Below are 24013 nucleotides of genomic sequence, written 5' to 3'. Positions count from 1 at the left end.
CCTTCGCCGACAAAACCGCAGCCCGCGTGCGACGCAACGACTAAGTCAAACGGTGGCGCGGCAAAACTACCGTGCCAATACAACCAATAATCAGGAAAGACCGCTCAGAATATCCAGCAGCTTTTGCGCTTGTTCATCGCCAAGTTGCTCGACAATTTGCTTATCCTGATCCTGGATGTCGGCGCGAATTTGGATCATTCGTTTTTGTCCCAATGCGGTGATCAGTAGGTTGACCTGACGGTGGTCATTTTGTGCGGACTGACGGTGGACAAAACCATTAGAAACCATCCGGTCCACCAGCTTGCTAAGAGCCGGTGGATTGATCAACGCGATCTCAGCCAGCTCTCCCATGGTTAGCCGCCGCCCGGTATCCAGTATTTCCATGATCCGCCAGGCTTCGATCTGAACGCCATGTTTCTTTAGCCGCGCCGCCAGGGAACGGTTCACGGCCCGGTGCGCTGCTGCCAGCGCATAGGAGACGTAGTCTTCTATTGGGTTCTGAGGTTCACTCATGTTCGACACCACCAAAGTTACAAATCAGAATTTAATTGACTTGGAAACTAAATTCAATTGCTATGTATCAGCTTCCTAAATCCAGTTGGCCAGGAGGCAAGGGGGGAAGACGGTGTTATTGCCTGACAGATTGATACCGGCCGAGCTGGCTGATTTGCACGACGGGCCATTGGCCCAGTCGCACGAAGCCTATCGAATTGCTCTGCTTATTCCGATGTGCGGGTCGGCGGGTATCTGGGCACCGTCCTGTATTTCCAGCGCCCAGGTTGCGGTCGAAGAGCTGAACCGTGGAAACGGAATTTGCGGACGCAAAGTACAATTGATCATGATCGATTCCGCACTAGAAGCCAGCGTTCCGATCGAGGAAGTCGTCAACGATCTGATCGAAAGCAAATCCATAGACGCCATCGTCGGCATGCACATCAGTGCGATCCGGCAGCGGCTAAGCAAGGTGGTGCGCCAACGGGTGCCCTATATCTATACGCCGCTGTACGAGGGCGGTGAGCGGACCGCCGGTTTGTTTGCCATTGGAGAAACTCCACAAGAGCAACTGGGACCCTCGATGGAGTTGTTGCAGAATAGGTATCGACCAAAGAGCTGGGCCCTGATTGGCAATGACTACGTTTGGCCAAGAACTTCACATTCCTATGCCAAGTCGAAACTGGCCGAAATGTCGGTGGATCTGGCCTATGAAAAATACGTTCCATTTGGTCTGAAGAAAATGGACCACTTTGTTGACGAAATCGACCGGTCGGGTGCCGGAGCGGTGTTGCTGTCTTTGGTGGGGCAGGACGCCATTGCCTTTAACAGGGCATTTGGCAGGGCAGGTTTGCATGACCGCGTCCTGCGTCTGTCTTGCGCTATGGAAGAAAACGGCCTGTTGGCCTGCGGTGCCAAAAACCTGAAGCGGCTGTTTGCTGCGTCGGCCTATTTTGGCAACCTGCCAACCGAGGCGAACGGCGCGTTCAAGGAACGGTATTATGGCCTGCATGGGGATCAGGCGCCTGTCCTAAATGCCATTGGGCAATCGACCTATGAAGGTGTGCAATACTTGGCTGGCCTGATGCAGGGGCATGCGTCCCGTTGGCGCCACCAAAACAGCCTGGATGCGCTGCAAGTGAACTATAAAAGTGGCCGGATTAGTTCCAGTGATCGCATTGGTGAACGGGCGAAAATTTACCTCGCTCGCGCCGATGGGATCAAATTTGAAGTAATAGAATCGTTCTAATTCAAGTGGTTAAAAGAAAATATTTTCCATTTCAAATATTTACTTGAAATGGAAATCAATTTCCCTCACGGTTGAGGCCAAGGGGTCATTGTTGGGTAGCCAACAGTTGACCGGACACGCGGCTTTTGGGGGATCTGGCCTTGATCTGGACAATTTCACTGTTTTCTCTGGCATTGCTTTCGCTGTTTGGGATCTGGTTTCTGCACCGATATTTTGCCAAGGCGACGTTAGACACCGCGCTGGTACGCACCGGATTTGGCGGGTGTCGTGTGGTCATGGACGGAGGCTGTCTGTCGCTGCCGTTTCTGCATCAGATCCATAAGGTCTCGATGGGGGCTTTGACGTTTTCAACTTCTAGAAAAGGCAACGACGCCTTGCTGACCCGCGATCAGATGCGCGCTGATGTCGAGGTTGAATTCGAACTCCGCGTCGCGCCCAGTGTTGAAGGTGTTTCAACAGCCGCGCAGGCCTTGGGGCCGCGGATCGCGCGCAATGGGGACGCGGTTCAAGAAGTGCTGTCCGGCGCGCTGGTGGGTGCCATCCAGAATGCAGCCGCGACCCGTACACTCGAGGAGATCCACCTGGATCGTGCTGGATTTACCAACGACATTTCCACAGCTGTTGAGTCGCAGGCTGCAAAACTGGGACTAACATTGGTCTCTGCGTCGCTTGTCTCAGTCGATCAAAGTGATCTGAGCCAGATGAACGAAAACAACGCTTTCAATGCACAGGGCATGCGGCGATTGGCTGAGCTGGTGGCCGAACAGCGCAAAGCGCGCGTGGCGGTTGAAACCCAAGCCGAAATCTCGGTGTGGGAAAGCCGGTTGGCGCAGAACCAGCGCCAGATCGAAATTCAGCAAGCCGAACGTGCGGCTGAAATCGCCAACCAGGAACATCTGGCAGCCCTAGAGGCGGATGCAAAGTCACGCCAAGACATCAGCCGTGCCGAAGCACAGTTGGCTGCTGAAACAAACCGCATCGAAAGCGACCAGAAGGCCAAGGCGGCCCAGATCGAAAGTGATGAAACCCTGCGCCAGGTGGAAATGACGGCCATCCGGGTGCTTGAGGAAGCCAAGATTGCCAACGACATTCTTTTGGCCCGCAAACGAGCCGAAGAAGCAGAAGTAAAGGCCCTGGAAGAGGAAGCGCGGGCGCAAGTCCTATTGGCTGCGGAAAATGTTCAGGCCCAAAAAGACCGGGCTGTGGCAGAACGGGAACGCGACACCGCCCGCCTGGTGCAGCAAAAGAATATCGAACTGGAAGACGCACGCGTCAAAAGCGAAGTCGACATCTTGTTGGCACGGGCCAAGGCCGAAGCCGCTGTTGCGACCAGCAATGCCCAAGCTGAAAAAGCCCGCATGGAAGCCACCGCTGCTGGCCAATCAGCCCTGAATTCTGCCGAAAACACCCTGAGTGAGGCTGTAATCCGCATGCGTCTGGAAGAGCGCAAGCTGGACCGGATGCCCGAGATCATGACGCAGATGATGAAGCCGGTCGAGAAAATCGACTCGATCCGCATCAATCAGGTCGGCGGACTGGGCGGATCAAAATCTGGCGAAGGTGTCGAAGGCGCATTTGGTGCGGCAATGGATCAAATCCTGGGCATGGCTGTACAGCTGCCCGCGATGAAGCAGATGGGCGAAGAGATCGGATTGGATTTTGACGCCAATCTGGCCGGTCGAACGGCCGACTACGCCAACCGGATCAAAGCCAAAGAGTAACGGGCAGAACCGTTGCCGACCCAACTGAACTGACAATAGGGAGGAAAACTAATGTCACTTGACCGACGCGCATTCTTAGGCGGAACAGCGGCCATGACCGGGGCGGCAATGTTGCCAAGCTTCGCCAGCGCCGCAGAGACCATCAAACTAGGCTCTATACTCGATACTTCCGGCATTTTTGATGCCTATGGTAAGCCAATGGACATGGCGATGCGACTGGCCGTGGACGAGGTCAACGCCTCTGGCGGATTGCTGGGCAAACAGGTCGAAGTCTCGGGTTATGACACCCAATCCGACATGGCGCTTTATTCGCAATACGCCCAACAGCTGACCCGCCAAGACCGAGTTGATGTGGTGCATGGTGGCATCCTGTCAGCATCGCGTGAGGCGATCCGCCAGACCATGCGCAAAACAAAAACGCTGTATTTCTACAACGTGCTGTACGAAGGCGGCGTCTGCGACCGCAACATCTTTATCAACGGTGTGACACCGGCCCAGCAGGTCGAGGCCCTAGTGCCATACGCGATGAAAAAGGCAGGTAAAAAGGTCTATGTTTTGGCCGCCGACTATAACTACGGTCAAATTACCGCCCGTTGGATTCAGAAATTTGTCGCGGACAATGGCGGTGAAACCGTAGGTCTGGACTTCTTCCCGCTGGACGTCAGCGACTTTGGCTCAACCATCGCCAAGATCCAAACCGCCGCGCCGGATCTGGTGATCGCTCCGTTGGTTGGCGGAGCGCATCTGTCCTTCTTCCGTCAGTGGGCGGCTGCAGGCATGAAAGACCGTATCCCTCTGGCATCCACTACTTTGGGTGTGGGCAACGAACAATTGGTTCTGACACCGGAAGAGGGCAACGGGATCATGGTTGCCTATAACTATTCGCAACAGCTCGACACCCCTGCAAATGCTGCGTTCAAGGCGTCCTGGCTGGCGGCTTTTGGTGACAACTCCAATATCCACGAGACAGCGGTATCGACTTATCAAGGCGTCAAGACATGGGCCAAGGCGGTGGAAATGGCTGGGTCTCTGGATCGCGACAGCATCATTGATGCACTGGAAACCGGCATTTCCATCGAAGGACCCGGTGGCAAAGTGACGGTTGATCCCAAAACCCACCATGCGGTTCTGGATGTGCATCTGATGGAGTTTGAAGACCAGCGGATGAAGGTGATTGAAACACTGCCCCAGCGGCAGCCCATTGACACCCAATCCGTCTGTGATCTGGCCGCGAGTCCAAACGACAACACGCAGTACGAAATCCAGATCTAATCCGATCATAGAACAAACCTGGGGCGGCGCCTGCCGCCTCAACCTCTGGCCGGGGAACACCCCCGGCTTGTCTAGCGAAGTTGGGGAAATATGGATCTCTCTGTCGTCATACTTGTCGAGATGCTCTACGCGGTGGCCTCTCTAGTGCTGATCAGCGCCGGGCTGGCCGTGGTGTTCGGCATGATGAAAGTCATCAACCTGGCCCATGGTGAGTTCATGATGATGGGTGGCTACGCCACCATCACCGCCGTTAATCTGGGCGTGAATGTTTTTGTGGCCATGCTGGTCGTGGCCCCGATCACCGTTGGATTGATTGGTCTGGTGGTCGAAAGACTGGTGATCCGCCATCTTTATGGCCGGTTGGTCGACACCATGTTGGCCACCTGGGGGCTAAGCCTGTTTTTCATCGGTGTGGCCACGATGATCTTTGGCAATACCACAACGGGCATTTCTACTCCGATCCCCGGCTTCTCTATCGGAAGCTACCAAATCAACGGATACAACTTTTTCATCATCGTTGTCGCGATCGCCCTGGTGATCGGCATGCTGGTAATACTGAAATCTACACGGGCTGGGTTGATCGCGCGGGGCACCATGCAGCGCTCTGATATCGCGGCCGCATTGGGTTACAGCCCCGACCGTATCTACATGGCGACCTTCTTCTGCGGCTCGGCTCTGTCCGGCCTGGCGGGCGCTGTGTTGGCGCCATTGGTGGGCTTGGTACCCACATCCGGCGGCGCCTATATCGCCAAGGCCTTTATCACTGTGATCGCGGGCGGCCCGTCGCTGGTCGCCGGTTTGCTCAGCAGTGCCGGCCTGTTTGGCCTGGTCAACCAGATCTTCACCTTCGCCATCTCGCCGGTCATCGGAGAGGTCGCATTGCTGGTGTCGGCTGTCATCCTGTTGCGGCTGTTGCCGCAGGGCGTGACCGGTAAATTCTTCAAGGGAAAGTTGTGATGCAAGATAGAATGGGCAAAGACGTCTTAATGACGCTTGTCGTGGCAGGGCTGCTGATATGGCTGCTGCCGCAATTGGTCAGCACCTACACGCTGACCGTACTGATCATCTATGGAATGCTGGGGTTTAGCCTTGGCCTGATCTGGGGGTTTGGCGGCATCTTGTGCTTTGGTCAGGCTGCGTTCTTTGGCCTGGGAGCCTACACCTATGCAATCGCCGCCATCAACATTGGCGAAAGCACCTTGCCCATGATCATCGCCATTCTGGTACCCGCCATCGCGGCGCTGCTGCTGGGTGCAATGATGTTCTATGGCCGACTGACCGATGTTTATCTTGGGGTGATCACACTGGTGGTCACGCTGATCCTGTTCAAGTTCATCAACTCCACCGCAGGCCCACAATACATGATTGGCACAGCGCGACTGGGTGGCTTCAACGGCATTCCAGGTTTTCAGACGCTGAATGTACCGGGCGATCCCGATGCCTATATCTGGGGCGACGCCTATTTCTATGTCTGCGCAGTCATAATGGTGCTGGTCTATCTGCTGGTGTCGGCACTGCTGCGGTCCAGCTTCGGCCGGATCGCCGTTGGCATCCGCGAAAATGAAACCCGGATGTCACTTATGGGCTATGACGTAGCGGCCCGCAAAACCATCCTGTTTGCCATTGGCGCCGCCATCGCCGGACTCGCTGGGGCACTATTTGCCAACTGGGGCGAAATCGTCACGCCTGGGCTATTCTCGTTGGGGCAGTCAGCCGAGATCATCATCTGGTGCATTGTTGGTGGCCTAGGCACCCGGTCCGGTCCCATTTTGGGAGCCGCAGGACTGGCCTACCTCAAATTTGCCTTGGGCCAGCAGAGCCTGATCGACAACACGTTGATCACCGGGCTGATCTTGGTGCTGTTTGTACTGTTCCTGCCCAAAGGCCTGGTGCCTGCAATTTCAAGCCTATGGAAGGTAAGTTTCGCGCGCCGCTCACCCAGCCGGGTGCATCAGGCCCGACGAATACGCAATAGGGGGCGGGCCAATGGCTGAAGTCGTTCTTGAAACTCAGGCTCTAACAATGCGATTTGGCGGTGTGGTGGCTTCAGACAATGTGAATTTCAAACTGCGCGCCCGAGAGCTGCGCTGTCTGATCGGCCCCAATGGCGCAGGCAAGTCCACCTTCTTCAAATGTGTGACCGGGCTGCTGACACCAACCGAAGGTCAGGTGTTTATGCGGGGCCAGGAAACCACCGGTTGGATGCCGCATCAGATTGCCTCGCTCGGCGTGGGGATCAAAACGCAGACGCCCAATGTGATGGATTACCTGAGCGTGTTTGAAAACATTTGGCTGGCAGCGCGGCGGTTCCATTCGGTGGATGAGGCCAAGCATAAAGCCGAAGCAGTCATCGACCGGCTGGCGCTGAACTCCATTGCCCGCTCGGATTTGGGCAACTTGGCCCATGGCGAGCGGCAGCGGGTGGAACTGGGACTGGTCGCCGTGGGCGATCCTTGGCTGGTGTTGCTGGATGAACCCGCCGCCGGCATGAGCGCGGAAGACGTCGAACGCATGACCGAAATCATTCACGAACTGACCAAAATAGCCGCTGTGGTGATCGTTGAACATGACATGCAGTTCATCCGCTCAATCGCCGAAACGGTGACTGTTTTCCATCAGGGCGCGGTGCTGATGGAGGACCACGTGGACAAGGTCATGTCCGACGAAACTGTACGTAATGTTTATCTTGGAAAGAAGGCCGGATGATGCCCGAGGACGTGAACGATATCCTGGAAATCAAAGGCCTGTCTGGGGGCTATGGCAAGGTGCCAATCCTGCATGGCATCGATTTTGCCGTGGGCGAAAACGAAGTGGTTGGCATCCTGGGTCACAACGGTATGGGCAAGACCACGCTGTTGAAAACGGTGATGGGGTTCCAGGCTGCCAGCTCCGGCCGGGTGCAATTTCACAATACCGATATCACCCGCATGTCCCCCAACGAGAGGGCCGGGCTGGGCCTGGGTTATGTACCGCAGGGCAGGGGGATCTTCCCGCAACTCTCTGTGCGCGACAACCTGCGATTTGCCTGGCACGTCTATTCCGGCGGCCCAGAGCAAGAGGTGATGGACGCGGTGCTAGAGGATTTCCCGCGTCTGACCCGATTGCTGGATCGGATGGGCGGCGCCTTGTCTGGCGGCGAGCAACAGCTGCTGGCTCTGGCCCGTTGCCTGATGGGGGACCCGGATTTTCTGTTGTTGGACGAACCAACCGAAGGCATCCAGCCGTCAATCATCGAAGAAATGGCCGAAACGCTTTTGCAACTGCGCGAACGGCGCGGGCTCTCGATCTTGTTGGTCGAGCAGAATTTTGACTTCATTTCGGACCTTTCTGACCGGGTCCTGGTTCTTGAACGCGGCCGGATCACGGGTGAGCTGAGCCGCAGCGACCTGAGCGATCAGGCCAAAGTCGACCAGTTTCTGGGCTTTGGCGCGGCACGGTCAACACGCGGTCAGGCCAGCCCGACTGCTTCTCAATCCAACACACCACAACAGTCGCAGCCCAGATCCTCGGCAGCGGAACCCATTTTCCCAACGGTGACCAACATGACAATCAAACGCCCGACTCTTACCCAGATGCGCGACATGGCCACGCGATTTGGCATGAACCTGACGGATGCAGAGCTGACTGAATATTCTGAGCTGATGGAGCCCTATATTCAGGCCTATGATCGGCTGGATGCCACCCCAGATAACCTGCCACCCGTGCGCTATCCACGCGCGCCCGGCCGGTTCCCGGATTTTAGCGAAAACCCCCTGAACGCCTGGTATGTGAAAACCGATGTACGTGGTGCCGCTGATGGCCCGCTACGCGGCAAACGCATTGTACTGAAAGACACCGTTTGCCTGGCTGGTGTGGCGATGATGAACGGAACTTCGATCATGGAAGGCTACACCCCCGAGATCGACGCGACCATTGTGACCCGAATGCTGGACGCCGGCGCGACGATTGTTGGTAAGGCGCATAATGAGAATTTCTGCCTGTCAGGCGGATCACACACCAACGCCAAAGGGCCGGTCCATAACCCTTGGAAACACGGCTACATGGCAGGGGGCTCGTCCAGTGGCTCAGCCGCATTGGTTGCCGCTGGCGAGGTGGACATGGCCATTGCCGGCGATCAGGGGGGATCCATCCGCATCCCATCGTCAAACTGTGGCGTCTATGGCATGAAACCAACCCACGGGTTGGTGCCCTATACCGGTGTTATGCCGATCGAGCAGACCATCGATCACGTTGGACCGGTGACCAATACCGTTGCTGACAATGCGCTGCTGCTAGAGGTGCTGGCAGGCGAAGACGGTCTGGACCCTCGCCAATATAATCCGCAAGTGTTCCGCTATACCGAAGCCCTGGGTCGCGGTGCGCAGGGACTGCGTATTGGCATCCTTAAACAGGGTTTCCACCGCCCCGAAAGCGAGGCAGACGTGGACCAAAAAGTTCTGGCCGCCGCAGACCGTTTCCGCGAGCTGGGCGCACTGGTTGACGAAGTATCCGTACCGGAACACCAGCTTGCAGTCGATTGCTGGACAGCGATCACTCTTGAAGGCCTGCAAGATCATATGATGCACGGCAATTCAGCCGGAACCAATTACCGCGGGCTGTTCCTGCCCTCGATGATCGACCACATGGCGCAGTGGCGCAATCGTGCGGATGAGCTGAGCCATTCGCTAAAGGTCAGTATGTTTACCGGCGAGTTTTTTCAGGAACAATACCGGGGCCGGTTCTATGGCAAAGCCCAAAACCTGATGCGCAAGGTGAACGAAAAATACACCGCCGCCTTGCAGCAATATGATGTGCTGCTGATGCCCACGGTGCCGATGAAGCCGCAAAAGATCCCAGCCGCTGACTGCTCGATCACTGAATACGTGCAGCGCGCCTTTGAAATGATCGGCAATACCGCACCGTTTAATGGTGGCCTGCCCGCAATGAACGTTCCCTGCGGGCTCAGCGAGGGGCTGCCAATCGGCATGATGCTCGTAGGCGCAAAATATGGCGAGTTGAAAATATACCAGGCCGCGCACGCATTTGAGCAAAGCGGTGACTGGCGGAACATGTAGGTGAGATGGCAATGTCAATTTTGAACGAAAGTCTGGCAAGCAAAATTCTGGACCTTGGCCAGAGTGACGAGATCAACAGCGAAACAACCGCCCCGCAAAACGGACAGTCTTATCTGCGGGGGGCGAATGAACCGCCACTGGTCTATGCCACCATCCCCCAGCTTCTGCGCGAAGCCGTGTCGCGGTTCGGTCCGCGCGACGCCATGATCTTTGCCGAACAAGGTATCCGGATGAGCTATTACGAGCTGGACCGGGCCGTGGATGAGCTGGCTGCTGGCCTGCTGGCACTGGGCCTGACCAAAGGTGACAGGGTTGGCATATGGTCACCCAACCGCTGCGAATGGGTGCTGACGCAATTTGCCACCGCACGGATCGGGATTGTTCTGGTCAATATCAACCCAGCCTACAGGCTGAACGAGCTGGAGTATGCGCTGAACAAAGTCGGATGCAAGGCGCTAGTCACAGCGCGAGCTTTCAAATCCTCTGACTATCTGGACATGATCCGACAGTTGGCGCCCGAACTTGAAACTTGCAAACCAGGGCAATTGCGGGCGGCTAGGGTGCCTGACTTGCGCAGCGTCGTTGTGATGGGTCCGGATGCAGACCCGGGTGTTTACTCGTTTGACCAAGTCTGTAAATTAGGCGGTCCCGCACAGCAGCTGCGGATGCCGACAATCGACAAAACGTTGAACCCGGATGACGCGATCAACATTCAATTCACCTCCGGCACCACTGGCGCGCCCAAGGGCGCAACCCTGTCGCATTACAACATCGTCAACAACGCGCGGTTTTCGACCCGTCGGATCAATCTCACTGAAAGCGACCGTTTGGCGATACCTGTGCCGCTTTATCATTGCTTTGGCATGGTGCTCGGATCACTTGGCGCGGTCAGCACAGGCGCAGCCATGGTGTTCCCGGGTGAGGCGTTTGATGCCGGGCAAACCCTGGACGTATTGTCCAACGAACGCTGCACAGCAGTTTATGGCGTTCCAACCATGTTTGTCGCCATGCTCGAGGATCTGGAGGCAAAGCCACGCGATCTCAGCAGCCTGCGCACCGGCATCATGGCAGGTGCCCCCTGTCCGGTCGATGTCATGCAACGGGTCAATGATGAGATGAACATGAAAGAGGTAACAATCTGCTACGGCATGACCGAAACCTCGCCCGTGTCCTTCCAAAGCTTTGTGACAGACACCACCCAGAAACGCTGCGAAACAGTCGGCCGGGTCCATCCGCATCTAGAAGCCAAGATCGTTGCAAAAAATGGTGAGAATGTCGCTGTAGGCGAGCAAGGTGAGCTTTGCACCCGCGGTTATTCGGTGATGAAGGGCTATTGGGACGACGCGGACAAAACGGCAGACAGCATCGTTGATGGCTGGATGCATACCGGTGATCTGGCGGTGTTTGACGCCCAAGGATTCTGTTCAATTGTCGGCCGCGTCAAAGACATGATCATTCGCGGTGGTGAAAACATTTACCCGCGAGAAATTGAAGAGTTCCTGTTCACCCATCCCAGTGTCAGCGAGGTGCAAGTGTTCGGCATCCCGGATGAACGATTGGGTGAAGACGTCTGCGCCTGGGCAGTTGCAAAACCCGGGACCGAATTGACCGGTGAGGAGCTTATAGCTTTATGCAAAGGGCAAATAGCGCATTACAAAATCCCCCGTCACATCCGCATCGTTTCAGACTTGCCTATGACGATCACCGGCAAACCCCAGAAGTTCGTGATGCGTGACAAAATGATAGAAATGTTGCAGGAACACGGTGGTCAGGTCTAACTCCGGTTCCCCTAAAAGCTTCGCAGGCACAAGGAGACCCAATCACCTGCGAAGCTTCTAAGCCGGTTACTCTGCCGCGTCTTGGTTCCGTCCGCCGCCGAGAAACAGCTTCTGGATATCCACAAATGGACCATCAGTTAACTGCGCCTCTATGCCGCCCCATTGATCTCGCGCATTTTCAACACTGAAATAGGCCTCTTTGCTGACGGCCATGAACTCCAATGCTTCCTCTGAGTCCGCCCGAACCCAGGCAAGTTCAAGGTTTTCATCGGAAACAGACGTTACCCGAAGCTCCACACCAATGTCGAAATGGGCTCCCGGCATACGACGTAGCAGATCCATCTTCATCATTTCGACAATTATATCGTCGAGACCGGCAATCCGAAGAACCAGTTTTTCGCGCGCGGCAAGCCAGCCAAAAGTCAGACGACACGTCAAGTTATCACCAACAGTTTGAGCAGCGTCAGGAGCATCAGCACCGTAAGATGTTCCGAACAAGGCCGTGGTCTTGTCTTCGTTCTCGATGTAGTCCGCAACGCCATCTGCAGGCATTGCAAGGATCCACAATCCATTTTCCACATCCAGATAGTTGAACTCAGGCTGCAGTCGAAACTCGGTATCGCAATTGGCGCATTTTATGATTTGGAACCGGTCTTCCAGGATATCCTCCCTTAGATCCGGCCGCCTGTCCGCATTTACGCTGCCTACCGCATCCATTGTATTGGTGTGATCGCATTCAGGGCAATCAACATGCATTGAAACAAACAATGACATTACAAACTCCTATTGCGGCTTCTTCTTGGGTGAGATCTTGGACAGCCAATCTACTGCTGGATGCAGGTCGCCCAGCTTGTCGCAATGGTAGGCTGCGTAGAGCTCAGAAAACCATTCAGCCGGGGCTCTGAATTGATATCCAGTGATCGCCTCTGATCGGGCAGAGGCGTCGTAGCTTACCCACCTGCCTACATATGCCTCATGGAATATCCGATCAGTTCCGCCATCTTTTACGGCTAGTTTTTTCGCACCCGAAGCACTCATCCATGGGTTTCCTGAAGCGCGGCAATCATCCACATGAGATATGAGCCGTACCCGGTTTCGCTCCCAAGTTTCGGGTTCAACTTTTTCTGGCGCCCGAGGTGTGGGTGGATCTGTATTCCCGGAGATATAGGCGAGTGCATAGGAATAGTCATAGGAGTAATGTTTCGCGATCGCCTTGGCCACGGGTGTGAAATCACCGAAGTGGAACTCCCACCCAGCTAGTTTCTTCCCGTTTTTCTCCATATATTTCTGGTTGTCATCAACGGCGTGCCCGACCTCGTGAATGGTGTTCCAATCCAGGGCTTCGACGGGGTCGGTGTTCTTGGGTACACATTTTGGATCGACTTCGCCGACTTCATATTCGTCACCAAAACCGTAATCCCACGAGTACTTGGTATTACCCTCACGTACCTTTACCTTTTTGCTTGCCCCACTGAAAGAAGACCCGCCACCTTGGTCTGAGGTCCAATATTCCATCAGGCTGTCGTTTACATTGGTATCGGATGGCGGCAATTGGCTCATCGTCTCGTACATGCGCGCGAGATTGGGCCCTTTACCTTCCAGATCGGCCCAGTGGGTCATCTCTTTGTTTGTCACAACCAGTTTGCAGCCAAACCGTGCTTCGAACGCCGCTTTAATGACCTTTCTCTTAGTCGCTTCATCCAGACCTTCGCTGGTTTTGGTGCCTTTCACGATTTCGTCTAGTTTTTCCATGCCATCGTCACGCTTCATCAAGGCCTTCAATTGATTGGCGTCTGGTGGTTCGTTGTTGCGCATCTTGACTTCGATTTCTGCGTCGAGCAGAGCTGTCTCGACCTTGTCGAGGTTCTTTTTGGCTTCGGGGAATTTGTCTAACGATGCGTCCCCTGCAGCCTGTGCTAGGTTGGTCCGGATTTTATCCAGGGAATCCTTAATGGCGTACCGGTGCGGATGTTTGTCCAGAACCAGCAACCGGGCATCGAATAGGTCTGCTCGGTCTTTGTATTCCTTGAAACCATCGCGAAGCGCCATAACCCGGATAATGTCCGAAAATATAGCTTCGGCTGCTGCAAAGCCAGCTTCGGTCTTGCCCGACGCAATTGCGTCTACTGTCAGAGCGGCAATGCGGAGCTTGATTTTAGCGGCTTCTTCGGCGACGTGCTCTTTTCCGGTGTGGTTTTCTTCCAGTGGTTCGAACCGTTTCTCAGCACGCCCGGCAACCGTTTTGAGCTGATCGAAATGCCAAAGCCCAGTCTGGAGTGTTTTGCAGGAGGCAATCACGGCGTCCAGCAGCTTCGTCGCGGCAAGGCCATCAGTGTCGGCCTTTTCCTCAGCCGCTTTCAAGCCTTTGTTGACGGGGATCAACCCAGGAAGAACAAATGCATTATCTGGCGAAGTTGAGAGCTGCTCAACCAGCTCGCGTGCCTTGGCAATTGATTTCTTGATTGCCTCACCATCGTCCTTATCCAACGTCGTCAGTTCATCGGAAAGCTCACCAAGGGCGGCATTTTTGTTGTCAACCAGCAAGGCCTTGGCAACATCATCGGGGATTTGATCAGCCAGCCGTTTTGCGCCAGCGTAGTCTTTTTCAGTGGCCCGGCTTTGTGCATTTTTAAGCTTTTGGTCGACACGATCCTTAAGCATTTTGACTTGGTCTTTGTCATTAAGCTTTGCGATTTCTTGTTCGGCTGTTTTCTTGGACTCAGCAAAGGCCTTGAACAACCCTGCGGTAGTGACCAGAGCAGCAGACTGTTCGGCAATCGGGTCAACAATTTTGCAGGCTTCTTTGTATTTGAACTCCTTTGCCGTGGCGTCGGCAGAGGCCAGCAATTTGTTCAACTTGTCCAAGTCGTCGGTAACGGCGTCGTTCTTTACGTCATCAACATCTTTGATTTTAGCAACGGCTGTTACCCGGGCTGCTTTCCAGGGGTCCAGAGTTTTCTGGTGCCCCATGCAGCTCCAGATTTCCATTTTGATATTGAAACATAACCTAATGGCACCCTTGAAATCATGCGCAAGCATGAGCTTCTTATAGGCCTCTTCCAGGGCGGCAATTTTGTCTTTTCTCTCATCCTTTACGACTTGATCATACGCATTATACGTGACCTTCATCGGACCGACTTTGGTTGTGTATTCAGTCACCACATCTTCGTAGGCCTGAACCTTATCCCAAACTGGCTCACTAAGTTTCATACTTTCCTTGGCGACTTCGTATGCCTTTTCGTATTCTCCAGCCTTCTTGTGGTCCTCGATCTCTTTGACATGCCCGCTTAGCAATTTGATTTCTTTATCGAAGTTTGCCGCTCCACTTGGCTGGCCTTTAATGTCTGAGATTGTCTCTACAGGTCCATATTGATGATCAAGAATAGCTTTGATTTTTGGGTTAATCTCGGCCTTTTTGCGCGCATCACGCCCCTTGCGAAGGGCGTCGTTCATCAAGGCTTCGCCAGTTTGGAAATCGAAGTCTGGTGATTTTACTGCTTCTTTGGCCTCCACAACCAGCTTCTCCATCGCCTCCCAATCATCTTTGGCAGCCGGTTTCTGATCGCCAGGGAGGGCTTTGAGATCGGTGATCTCCTGTTCGACCTTCGCCAAGGTTGTTTTGTAGATCTGGGCGCGATCGCCTTTCAGGACGAGTGGTTTGAGAATGTCGATGGCTGCTTGCAGGTCTTTGGCCATCTGCTTTGCATCCGCATCCTTTTGATCTTTTACATCACTGGCTTTTTTCGCTTCAGCTTCGGCGCGCTGCACCTCTGCCTGAAAAACATTGTCCTTGTCGCCACTTGTAACCAAGCCTTTCAGGTCGGTGAATACTTTGAAAGCGCTGTCAAACTCGGTGTCGATTTTTCCAAGTTTGTCATCGCTGCCTTCCAGGGCTTCTTTGGATTTGGCGTCTTTTTCCTTAAGCGTTTTGACGTATTCGATCAGCTTTTCAGCTGACTCAAGTTCGGTTTTGGCGCGTTTGTAATCTTTGGCCACCCGAGCATCAGCCGCGGCATTCATCGTATCGGCCAAATCCGCGGCATCGAAGAAGGTATTGGAATCCCAGTCGAGATCTTTGACCAGTTCGTCAAATTTCGGGTTAACCACGTCGTACTTGTCTTTGTACGCCTTGTAATCTTTGCCAAGCTGATCCCAAGTGGCCCACTTGCCCTCAGTCACTTTCAGCAATTTTTCGGCCAAACCAAACTTGAATTTCTTGGCTGCCTCCTCTGCCCCCTTCAAGTCACGCCCCATGAGATCCACGTATTCTCTGATCCCTTCAATTCCGGGGTGGGTTTTCAGGTTCAGCGGGCCCTTGGCATACGCTTTGTCGAATTTTTCAAGCGCCGTCACATAGTTTTTGGCAGCTGCTTTTCTAGGGTACAGAATACGATACAAGATACCGAGATCACGCCCCATTTTTTCATGTGCAGCGCGATAGCCGATCTTTGCAACCGTCGCGTCGGTATAGGTTGTTTCAAGCGGCGCGGCTAATTTGGTCAAACCCAATTCCACAGAACTGTTCGCGCCCTCAATAGCTTCTGCTTTGGTTTTGAGCGTTCCCAGCCCGTTCAAGAGGCCGTCTAGATCAGTCCGGAATTGGACACGTCGCGAATTGTATTTGCCATGAAGAACGTGAAGTTTGACATAGTCCTCGTGGGCTGTTCGCATTTCGTTTAGTTTGGCTACACCCTCTTTGAATTTGCCTGCACCCTTATGAACTTCGGCTTCGGCCCAGACGGATTTGGCTTTGGCTAATGCGTCCACAAGTGACTGGTGCGCTCCACCAGGCGCGGCCCCGGGCAGGGCATCGAACAAGATTTTTCGACCCTTTGCAATTTCTGTGTAGTGAGACAGCTCATCGGCATAGATCTCGGCCTTGTCTGCAAGATCACGCAGACGTGCCAGCTCTTTCTTGCCTGCCACATATTTGCGTTCTGTTTTTGCGGCGGTTTCAGCGACTGCCAGCGCATCAGTGATTTCTTTGATCTTGCCAGCGATGGGCTCAACTGCGTGCATGGCGTGGCTGCCTAGGATCTTCATGCGTTCCTTGAAAACAGCAAGTTCCTTCAGCCAGATCTCGCGCTCAGCCATGGCGGCACCCATATCCGCAAGCACACCTTCGGTCTTGTTTTCTGCGTCTTTGATAGCCGCCTTAATTTCATTGTCTTCGGCCGTGTCCGGTATTTCATTTAATGCCTTGGTCGCCCCATCCAGGATCGTTGCCCATTCCCCTGATGGCGTGTCCGGGAACTTCCCTATTTCCTGTTTGGCTGCTGCAACGGTTTTGACGGCAGCGCCTATGTCTTGGAACATCAGAGATTTGGCTTTGAGCTTTTCTGGCTCAGGTTTATCAGCGGCCTCGACGGGTGGCTTGGCCAGAACAGCATTGATGCGCTTTAGGTAGTCCAGCGCGGTTGCATACTCGCCGTTTTCCGCTTTGTCCTGAGCAATCATCCAGGCTTGACGAAGTTTGTCGTTGCCTTCGGCTTTCATTGCCAAGCGTTTTTCGATTGCGGGGCGCATACGGGCGACACTGATGTCGCATTCAGTTTTGAGCTTATCGACGCGTTCTCCGGCGTCTTCCTTGCGCGCTTCAGCCGCGACCTGCGCTTCGGACTTGGTTTCGGAGCGTGCCTCGGCAATTAGACTGGCCAATGGCACCAAAGCTTTGAGTGCGGCAGCGTAATTGGGCTTGTCTCCATCGGCCTTTTCATTGGCAAAGGCCCAGACCGCGCGAATTTTTGACGTTTTGCTGGTATTGAGTTTTAGGGCTTCAAGAACATGAGGTTCCATCTTATCGCGCGCGGCGATCCATTTGGCTGCATTTGGACCAGCCTCCGCCTCTTCACCAGCGCCATCTTCGGGTGGCTCGGGCGGCTTTTGTGCTTGCTCTTCTGCACCCTCTGGAGCCTTGAGTTTATCCAAAGCCTGGGTAACCTTTTCGATCCCAGACTCGACGCGGGCGCTGTCGCCTTCCTTCAGGAACGCGGCCAGTTGTTTGTATAGTTTTACGAAGGGGCCACTTACATCAGCTTCAAGCCCTTGAATGCGCTGAGCCAAGGCCTTTAGCTGGACAGTTAGTTCACCCATTTCGGGTGCTGATGGCTCTGATGGCTCAGACGGGGCTGATGGCGCTGGTGGTGTAGGTTCGGATTCGTCTGGTAGGTTTTCGTCTATGTCAGACTCGAGTACTGAGCCGCCTTCATCGAGAATCTCTACATTCAAAGAGACTTTTTCAGACTTCAGATATTTCTTCAGCTTTTTGGCAATTGAAGGGACGACGCGTAGGCAGGTCAAAGACATTACTTTGCCATCAACTGTCACAGTGCCAAAAGCAGCTTTTTTCCCGACGCCTTCATCTAGGGCTGCTTTACCAACGGTTTTTGGGGGTTTTCGCTTATCAAGACCAAAATAGTCGTCCTTTGGACCTGTACCGGGATTATAACCAAAAGGGATCGATTGCTTGCGTGCAAGTTTGATCATTTTCTTTAGTTCGGGGCCTCTAACGTCATACTCACCCATGGCGAATATCCTCCGAATGCGTGTCCTTTAACCGCTGATATGGTGGTGCGGACTTGATTATTGCAGGTTTGTAAGGGGGGGGAGGGACATCAGAACAAAAATCGGTTGGCGAGCACTCGTTACCACAATCTGGTAAGTCGGCTAACACTGCGTGATTGCGCCAAAACCTTTTCATATGCCCTAACCTCACTATTTATCTTAAAATATCTCATTTCTGGTTTAGCTCTGAGCCGGGGGACCGTGGAAATTACCGGAGCTCAAACATTCCCCCGAAAGTGGAGCGCCCAAGATAAACATCACGCGAAAGGGGATTTTTTGCAACCCCGGCGACTTTACTGATATCAGGACGCTTCAAATTTCAATGTTTGGGTCCAATACTGTTGGGTCGTGCCCATACAGAAACCATGTGTATCAATCCTACCATCCGTCAATGCATTGGAGGTAAGAAAACAGTTTGAACGATCCATCTGTTGCTGGGCACCTAGGCAAGTTGAGCGATATGTTTTTAATCTTCGGATGATGGATCGGAATCGTCGAATAGTTGGCCGGGAAGCCGAACAACTGTTGCACAATCAGCCAGTGCTAATGAACTTGTACGACGGGTTCAGCGTTTGTTTATTGATGAGGTGGCGGAGACACGGGCGATGGATTCAGATCAGGTAGACTTTCGGCGCCGGTCTGCCGTTTTTTGTCGGCTTTTGCTTGGCTATATAGCCGGGTAAATGCATGTTCTACAGCCCTCCATTGTTTATGGCAGTCAGCCGTTGTTTTGCTGGTGGTTGTTCTGTTTGAGGTAGAGGGGCCATAGAGACCACGACCAACCTGTGTCAGAGCTTGTTCAATTTCATAATAATTGGATGGTGCAAGGGAGGGAAAATGACCTCCCCAAGTCGCAAGCTTGGCTTGAAGTTGCCACAGGTCCTTAGACTTGATGGACTGTTGCACTGCCCTGCGCGCATAAAGCTCTGAACTCATCCAACGTGTTTTCAATATCTGTATGTAATTGTGCAATCTAGGTCTAATGCTGCGCAATACCAATACAGCCGATGCTAAGAATGCTAAAACTGCAGCCAACTGTAGCGCGCGCTCACCGGGGGCACGAGGAGCCACAGGTGGTTTCGCGACATGCACGGTCAAAGCGTCCAATCGCGCTGTTTCGACTGTTCCTCTATCGATGTCGAACCATTCAATTTCGATCGAGGGCAGAGTTGCTGACCCTCCCGCCTGAGCCAAATAGCTTACCTCTTCTATGCGGCTCCCGGACAAGGATCCTCTTTCGACGCTTTCTTCGATGATTGGATCCTTTGGATAAGCACGCAAAGAATTGGGTTGTTCTTCTTCAGTTTTGGATGTCGATTGGATGGGAGCTGGGATCAGAGATGGAATTAAGATTGCGGTGGTGCCCTCAATCTGCGCTATCACACGGCGTGTCAGCGCATCACCAACATTCAATTCCTCCAAGCCAGAGAACTCTTGGTCCAAGGAGAGGTCCGAGGCAACGATAACGGGTGGATCCATCACCTCAGCGCCTTTTGGCAGCTCGGCGGTGAATGAAATTGCTTCCAGCTGATGTTCAGTTTTAACCGGTTGGGCAGATGGACCGGCAGAGGTGATTTGCACGGATTGGCTTGGTATCCCGAATGCCCCCAATTCCAGAGGGTAGAGCTGATAGGTGCGTGATGTTCCTGACCAGGTCTCTCCCGAGATTGTCTCGCTGACCGGATGCGTTGATCGTTCAGCGAGCCGTATCAACAAATTGGGCTGTTCAAAACTTGGGTAGACAGGAGGAGTTGGCATCCATGTCGGGACTAGAATTTTGACACGTAGGGTAATTGGTTGCCCAACAATATATGGCCCATCGGAGAGTGTAACGCTTAGGCGCGGGCTGTCAGCCTGAGGCGGATCTTCCTGCGCAACGACATGGAAACCCATAAGAGCGAAGATCAGCATTGAAAAAATCAGCCGCAAAGTCATGGCTTCCTCATTGACTGTTCCAACAGGAATCTGCTGCGCAAGAAGCCTCCCATGTTGGTATCGATAGCCGACATCCACTGTTCGCCGGTTAGGGGTGCTGCGTTTTCTTTAGGCGCTACAATTCTGCTGTCAGCGCCGTGACCCGCCTCATTGTCAAACACCATGTCATCAGCTCCAATTCCGGTATCTTCACCGGTGTCGGACTGCGCGCGGGTTGTTTCAACATAGTCCAGAATGGCCTTGGCAACTTCCAGGTTTGTTTCCGCTTCGGGGTAATCGGTGCGGCGCTCAATCGCGAGTTCAAACGCAGCAATTGCAGGCCGATACTGTCGGTTCCGAATGAGTGACATGCCTTCTGCCAAGGCTGCCTCTGGCGTGTCAATTGTGGCAAACACTTGCGCCGCATCAGCATAGTGACCTGCCCTGAATTTGGCATACCCTCTCCAGTATGGGTCAATGAACAGATCCCCGGCACGGGAAAACTCCAGATTGTTGTATGCTATTTGGCCCTGTTGGTCGGATGTCAAAAACCAATCTATCCAGCCTTCTGCCATTGCGGTTTTCGGGGTCGTCGTTCCAAGAAAAATGCCTGCACACATTGCCCATCGCATTGTCCAACCCGGGCGAAACCAAATCAGGACCAGTAAGGCCACTGGCCAAGCAAGCAGCCAACCTCGATCTTGCCAGCGCAAGCGTTCATCGCCCGCCAACGCAGCGATATAAACAGCATTTAGCTGGCGGTCGATTTGGTTCAGGTCCCTGTCGTCTACAGTTAAACGAATAACGTCAGAGTTGGGGACCCGATCCAGTTGAGGTAAAGCAAGGTCGCTTGGCGCGGTGACCAGAAAAATTACCGGAGGGCGCGGCGAGTCCTTTTGACTTCTAAAACTAGCTAGGTCGGACGGGTCAAAATCATCCAATAAAAATAGAATGGCACCTGGGGTGCTAGATTTGTCTAAAATCTCTTCGGCCAGTGCGAGAGCTGCACCAGCATCATTGCCTGATATGGGCATGACTTCTGGTGCAAGGCCGTCCAGTAGGGGGCGCAATATATTGGCATCTTCGGTCAGTGGGGAGACGCGGTGTGCTGATCCGGAATAGGCGATCACCGCAGTTCGTGCACCGGCGCGCTTAGTTATCAAGTCCTTTAGCTTGAACCTTGCCCGATCCAGACGGGTAGGTGCCAAATCACTGTTCAGCATACTGTCCGTCACTTTGAGAGCCACCACCAGCGGCGCAGAGTTTGCCAGCAACGGGTTTGGTTCGCGGGTCCATGTCGGGCCCGCCACTGCCAATGCTAAAAGGCATGCGGCGAGTAGAACTCCGTCGATGGGTAGGAGTTTGCGCGGGGCAGAGCCACCGACTTGCAATGCAGTCAGCAGATGGGGCGCGAATGCGTCAGCCTGAAGTCTAGAGCTTTGCCGTGGTTGCCATCTGATCCAGACCCAGAGTGCTGCCACCAATGGGAGCGCCAGCAACCACAACGGTCGCAGGAAGTGAAAGTAGCTGAATGTCTCGATCACAGTCTTGTCCCCCCGTGTTGCTGCAGGCTGCGCGGGTGGAGAAAAATTAGGCTGATGAGGATGAGCAACAAAGCCGTTGCAAGTGGGATATGTGCCAGACTTTTTCGCGGGCGAAACGACTGGGTCTGTGTTTCGCGAGGGTTTTGTGCATCGATCTGAGCGTAGATCTGTTCCAGTCCGGCCTGATCATCAGCAAAAAAGTAGTGACCACCCGTTCGCTTGGCGATGTCTTCCAGCGCTGCGAGGTCGACCCATCCCTCTCCACTTGCCTCTGGATCACCAACACCAATGGTTGAAATTGTTACCCCCTTTTGCGCGGCAAAGCTGGCGGCATTCACGGGTGTCATTCTGCTGGAGGTATCCGCACCATCGCTCAATAGGATAACCAACCGTTGGTCAACTTTGCTGGTTTCAAAGCTGCGGATTGCAAGACCTATGGCGTCACCAAGTGCGGTCTGTGGACCCGCCATGCCAACCACGGTCTGATCCAGAAACCCAATCAGGCTGTCTAAATCCTCAGTGAACGGGGCCTGAACAAAGGCGCGCGAGCCAAAAATGATCAATGACATGCGGTCTGTATCCCGCTCGGCTATGAACTGCGCCATGACATCTTTGACCGCATCCAGCCGTTGTCTGGGTTGGCCTTCAGGGGTCCGAAAGTCTCTTTCATCCATTGACCCGGAAATATCCAGCGCCAGCACAATGTCCCGGGCAGAGCTTGTGATTACAATTGGTTCCCCCAGTTGTTCCGGGCGCGCAAGTCCCAACACCACCAACACCCAAACCATAACCGCAGCGATCATTTGAATTGGCTTTCGTCCAAGCACCACCGAGCCTGGTTTCGGAGTTAACCTTGCTGCCTCTGTTACCCGCCGAAAAAAGGGAACGCGCAGAGCAGATGTTCGGTCGCGCCAAGGGGGCATGAAACGCCAAGTCAGCCAGGGCAGGGGCAACAGGATCAGGGCCCAGGGAAACGCCAGCGTTAGCATGGTTCACCGCTATGCCGCTGGTGCTTGCAAATCCAGTCCCGAGCCAATGCCGTCAACGCTGGATCAGGTGCAACGGGCCGCCAAGGTGCTGTCGCCAGGATGCGGCCCGGCCCAGTGCTAAACCCATCGCCGGGGAAATGTGCGTCCAGAAACCGTAGCCATCTGTCACCGTGCAAGCTGGCCACCTGTTCGCGTGGGTAGGCAGCCAAAGCTGTGCGACGTAGTAAAACAGAAATTTCAGCAGGGCTTTCACCGGTTGTGATCAGAAGTTCCAGCTCAGCTAAGGCAGCCCTGCGGTATCCGTTAGACTGGTAGCGTCGGAGCTGATATCTTGTGGCCCACAGCATTAAGCTGAGCGTCAGCACTGCCAACACAATCCACCCCGGCGTCTGGGGTGCCATGGAAATTGGTATGGGTTGTGGAACCGGCTCAAGCAGATCCAACAATTCAACCAGGTTCAATCCGTCTAGGTGCTGGCTCATCCTATGCCACCTCGCAGGCCAAACAATCGCATCAATTGATCTAACGCCGGGACCTGCGTCCCCAAAGGTGCCAACGGAAATCCATAACGTTGCGACCAATGCTCCAGATCTTTCACTCGGTCGAGAAATGTCGCCTTGATCCGAGCGCGAAGGGCAGGGTTTCGGGCATCAAAATCGGCCTGCAAATTGCCGTCGGAAATTGCCGCCCGCATGGTTGGAGGTAGCTGTTTTGCTAGTGCATCGGTGACGGGAAACAGGATCAGATCATTTGCTGCCGACAGTTTGCGTATCAGCTGTTCGCTCTGCGTGTTCAGCCCGTCAAAATCAGAGAACACAAGGACCAGCGCATTGCTCCCAACAATTCGAGACGCTTTTTGAAGGACGTCGTTCAGTTCGACTGAGCCTTGTGGGCGCAGATCTGCATTCAGCATATTATTTGCTTTGGCAACCGAGCTAAGAAACTGGTTTAAGGCGACAGCACGGCGCTGGGGGCGGTGTTCGGCAATGCTATCATCCCCAAATACAAATCCACCAACCCGATCTCCCTGCGCCAGCACCCGTTGCGCGACAAGTGCCGCAGCTTCGGCGGCAACTACTGATTTCATGTAGACCTGAGACCCAAAGAACATCGACACCCTCTGATCGACCAACAGAAGTGTCTGACGGTCCCGTTCTTCGGTATAGACACGCACATGAGTCTCGCCAGTACGGGCGGTCACTTTCCAGTCGATGGTACGCACATCGTCGCCGGGCATGTAGTGACGCAGCTCTTCGAAATCCAATCCACGGCCTCGTAGACGCGAGGCGTGTCGTCCATTCAATACTGACCGGGCAGGTTGATGAGCCAGCAGGGTGAGCGAACGGGCGCGGGGGCCCAGCCTGCGCAGTTGCTCGGCAGAGACATAAATGCGGGGATCTTGAGTGGAGTTGTCATGCTGTGACATGCGGGCCTCG

General features: G+C 54.1%; 16 protein-coding genes. 8 read left to right on the top strand and 8 right to left on the bottom strand.

Annotation, left to right across the window (positions count from 1 at the left end):
* Positions 1 to 90: 90 nt before the first annotated feature.
* The gene (locus GO984_RS14730) at positions 91 to 513 is read right to left on the bottom strand and encodes a MarR family winged helix-turn-helix transcriptional regulator (protein WP_157023365.1); all 423 of its coding nucleotides are present in this window, start codon (positions 511 to 513) and stop codon (positions 91 to 93) included.
* Between the two features lie 112 nt (positions 514 to 625).
* On the opposite strand from GO984_RS14730, the gene GO984_RS14725 reads away from it, so the two are divergent.
* From GO984_RS14725 to GO984_RS14690, 8 genes are all read left to right on the top strand, one after another.
* On the top strand, positions 626 to 1741 hold the full coding sequence (locus GO984_RS14725; RefSeq protein WP_342448096.1) for a substrate-binding domain-containing protein: 1116 nt from the start codon (positions 626 to 628) through the stop codon (positions 1739 to 1741).
* Positions 1742 to 1881: 140 nt separating this feature from the next.
* The gene (locus GO984_RS14720; RefSeq protein WP_157023362.1) at positions 1882 to 3462 is read left to right on the top strand and encodes a flotillin family protein; all 1581 of its coding nucleotides are present in this window, start codon (positions 1882 to 1884) and stop codon (positions 3460 to 3462) included.
* A 51-nt stretch (positions 3463 to 3513) separates the two neighbouring features.
* The gene (locus GO984_RS14715; protein WP_157023360.1) at positions 3514 to 4734 is read left to right on the top strand and encodes an urea ABC transporter substrate-binding protein; all 1221 of its coding nucleotides are present in this window, start codon (positions 3514 to 3516) and stop codon (positions 4732 to 4734) included.
* A gap of 90 nt (positions 4735 to 4824) precedes the next feature.
* Positions 4825 to 5691, top strand: a complete 867-nt coding sequence (locus GO984_RS14710; RefSeq protein ID WP_157023358.1) for an ABC transporter permease subunit — start codon at positions 4825 to 4827, stop codon at positions 5689 to 5691.
* Positions 5691 to 6728 carry a branched-chain amino acid ABC transporter permease gene (locus GO984_RS14705; protein WP_245231118.1) on the top strand — a complete coding sequence of 346 codons (1038 nt, stop codon included), beginning with the start codon at positions 5691 to 5693 and terminating at the stop codon, positions 6726 to 6728. The genes GO984_RS14710 and GO984_RS14705 overlap by 1 nt, the downstream gene beginning before the upstream one ends.
* Positions 6721 to 7440, top strand: coding sequence for an ABC transporter ATP-binding protein (locus tag GO984_RS14700; RefSeq protein WP_157023356.1), 720 nt, complete (start codon positions 6721 to 6723; stop codon positions 7438 to 7440). Before GO984_RS14705 ends, GO984_RS14700 begins: the two co-directional genes overlap by 8 nt.
* Positions 7440 to 9788 carry an amidase gene (locus GO984_RS14695; protein ID WP_157023390.1) on the top strand — a complete coding sequence of 783 codons (2349 nt, stop codon included), beginning with the start codon at positions 7440 to 7442 and terminating at the stop codon, positions 9786 to 9788. Before GO984_RS14700 ends, GO984_RS14695 begins: the two co-directional genes overlap by 1 nt.
* A gap of 11 nt (positions 9789 to 9799) precedes the next feature.
* Positions 9800 to 11566, top strand: a complete 1767-nt coding sequence (locus GO984_RS14690) for an AMP-binding protein (RefSeq protein ID WP_157023354.1) — start codon at positions 9800 to 9802, stop codon at positions 11564 to 11566.
* Positions 11567 to 11632: 66 nt separating this feature from the next.
* Here the strand turns inward: GO984_RS14690 and GO984_RS14685 are convergent, their stop codons facing one another.
* From GO984_RS14685 to GO984_RS14655, 7 genes are all read right to left on the bottom strand, one after another.
* Positions 11633 to 12340: a CpXC domain-containing protein gene (locus GO984_RS14685; protein WP_157023352.1), complete on the bottom strand. Its 708-nt coding sequence runs from the start codon at positions 12338 to 12340 to the stop codon at positions 11633 to 11635.
* A 9-nt stretch (positions 12341 to 12349) separates the two neighbouring features.
* A complete protein-coding gene (locus tag GO984_RS14680; RefSeq protein WP_157023350.1) occupies positions 12350 to 18091 on the bottom strand; it encodes a hypothetical protein in 5742 nt (1913 codons plus the stop codon).
* Between the two features lie 615 nt (positions 18092 to 18706).
* The gene (locus GO984_RS14675; RefSeq protein ID WP_157023348.1) at positions 18707 to 20065 is read right to left on the bottom strand and encodes a BatD family protein; all 1359 of its coding nucleotides are present in this window, start codon (positions 20063 to 20065) and stop codon (positions 18707 to 18709) included.
* The gene (locus tag GO984_RS14670) at positions 20062 to 21588 is read right to left on the bottom strand and encodes a VWA domain-containing protein (RefSeq protein WP_167740351.1); all 1527 of its coding nucleotides are present in this window, start codon (positions 21586 to 21588) and stop codon (positions 20062 to 20064) included. Before GO984_RS14670 ends, GO984_RS14675 begins: the two co-directional genes overlap by 4 nt.
* Positions 21585 to 22577 (bottom strand): vWA domain-containing protein, encoded by a 993-nt coding sequence (locus GO984_RS14665; protein WP_157023346.1) that lies wholly within the window; start codon positions 22575 to 22577, stop codon positions 21585 to 21587. The genes GO984_RS14670 and GO984_RS14665 overlap by 4 nt, the downstream gene beginning before the upstream one ends.
* Entirely contained in the window at positions 22571 to 23059 is a 489-nt protein-coding gene (locus GO984_RS14660) for a DUF4381 domain-containing protein (RefSeq protein ID WP_157023344.1), read from the bottom strand. Before GO984_RS14660 ends, GO984_RS14665 begins: the two co-directional genes overlap by 7 nt.
* The gene (locus tag GO984_RS14655) at positions 23056 to 24003 is read right to left on the bottom strand and encodes a DUF58 domain-containing protein (RefSeq protein ID WP_157023342.1); all 948 of its coding nucleotides are present in this window, start codon (positions 24001 to 24003) and stop codon (positions 23056 to 23058) included. The genes GO984_RS14660 and GO984_RS14655 overlap by 4 nt, the downstream gene beginning before the upstream one ends.
* Positions 24004 to 24013 lie beyond the last annotated feature (10 nt).

This window comes from Parasedimentitalea huanghaiensis (genome assembly GCF_009753675.1).
Classification (GTDB): domain Bacteria; phylum Pseudomonadota; class Alphaproteobacteria; order Rhodobacterales; family Rhodobacteraceae; genus Parasedimentitalea; species Parasedimentitalea huanghaiensis.
This window is presented reverse-complemented; position numbering and strand designations above follow the sequence as displayed.

Bases quoted from the DNA above. Each gene is read 5' to 3' on its own strand.
- GO984_RS14730 (WP_157023365.1), bottom strand. From the start codon at position 513: ATGAGTGAACCTCAGAACCCAATAGAAGACTACGTCTCCTATGCGCTG.
- GO984_RS14700 (WP_157023356.1), top strand. From the start codon at position 6,721: ATGGCTGAAGTCGTTCTTGAAACTCAGGCTCTAACAATGCGATTTGGC.
- GO984_RS14710 (WP_157023358.1), top strand. From the start codon at position 4,825: ATGGATCTCTCTGTCGTCATACTTGTCGAGATGCTCTACGCGGTGGCC.
- GO984_RS14685 (WP_157023352.1), bottom strand. From the start codon at position 12,340: ATGTCATTGTTTGTTTCAATGCATGTTGATTGCCCTGAATGCGATCAC.
- GO984_RS14705 (WP_245231118.1), top strand. From the start codon at position 5,691: ATGCAAGATAGAATGGGCAAAGACGTCTTAATGACGCTTGTCGTGGCA.
- GO984_RS14695 (WP_157023390.1), top strand. From the start codon at position 7,440: ATGCCCGAGGACGTGAACGATATCCTGGAAATCAAAGGCCTGTCTGGG.
- GO984_RS14680 (WP_157023350.1), bottom strand. From the start codon at position 18,091: ATGGGTGAGTATGACGTTAGAGGCCCCGAACTAAAGAAAATGATCAAA.
- GO984_RS14655 (WP_157023342.1), bottom strand. From the start codon at position 24,003: ATGTCACAGCATGACAACTCCACTCAAGATCCCCGCATTTATGTCTCT.
- GO984_RS14660 (WP_157023344.1), bottom strand. From the start codon at position 23,059: ATGAGCCAGCACCTAGACGGATTGAACCTGGTTGAATTGTTGGATCTG.
- GO984_RS14715 (WP_157023360.1), top strand. From the start codon at position 3,514: ATGTCACTTGACCGACGCGCATTCTTAGGCGGAACAGCGGCCATGACC.
- GO984_RS14675 (WP_157023348.1), bottom strand. From the start codon at position 20,065: ATGACTTTGCGGCTGATTTTTTCAATGCTGATCTTCGCTCTTATGGGT.
- GO984_RS14665 (WP_157023346.1), bottom strand. From the start codon at position 22,577: ATGCTAACGCTGGCGTTTCCCTGGGCCCTGATCCTGTTGCCCCTGCCC.
- GO984_RS14690 (WP_157023354.1), top strand. From the start codon at position 9,800: ATGTCAATTTTGAACGAAAGTCTGGCAAGCAAAATTCTGGACCTTGGC.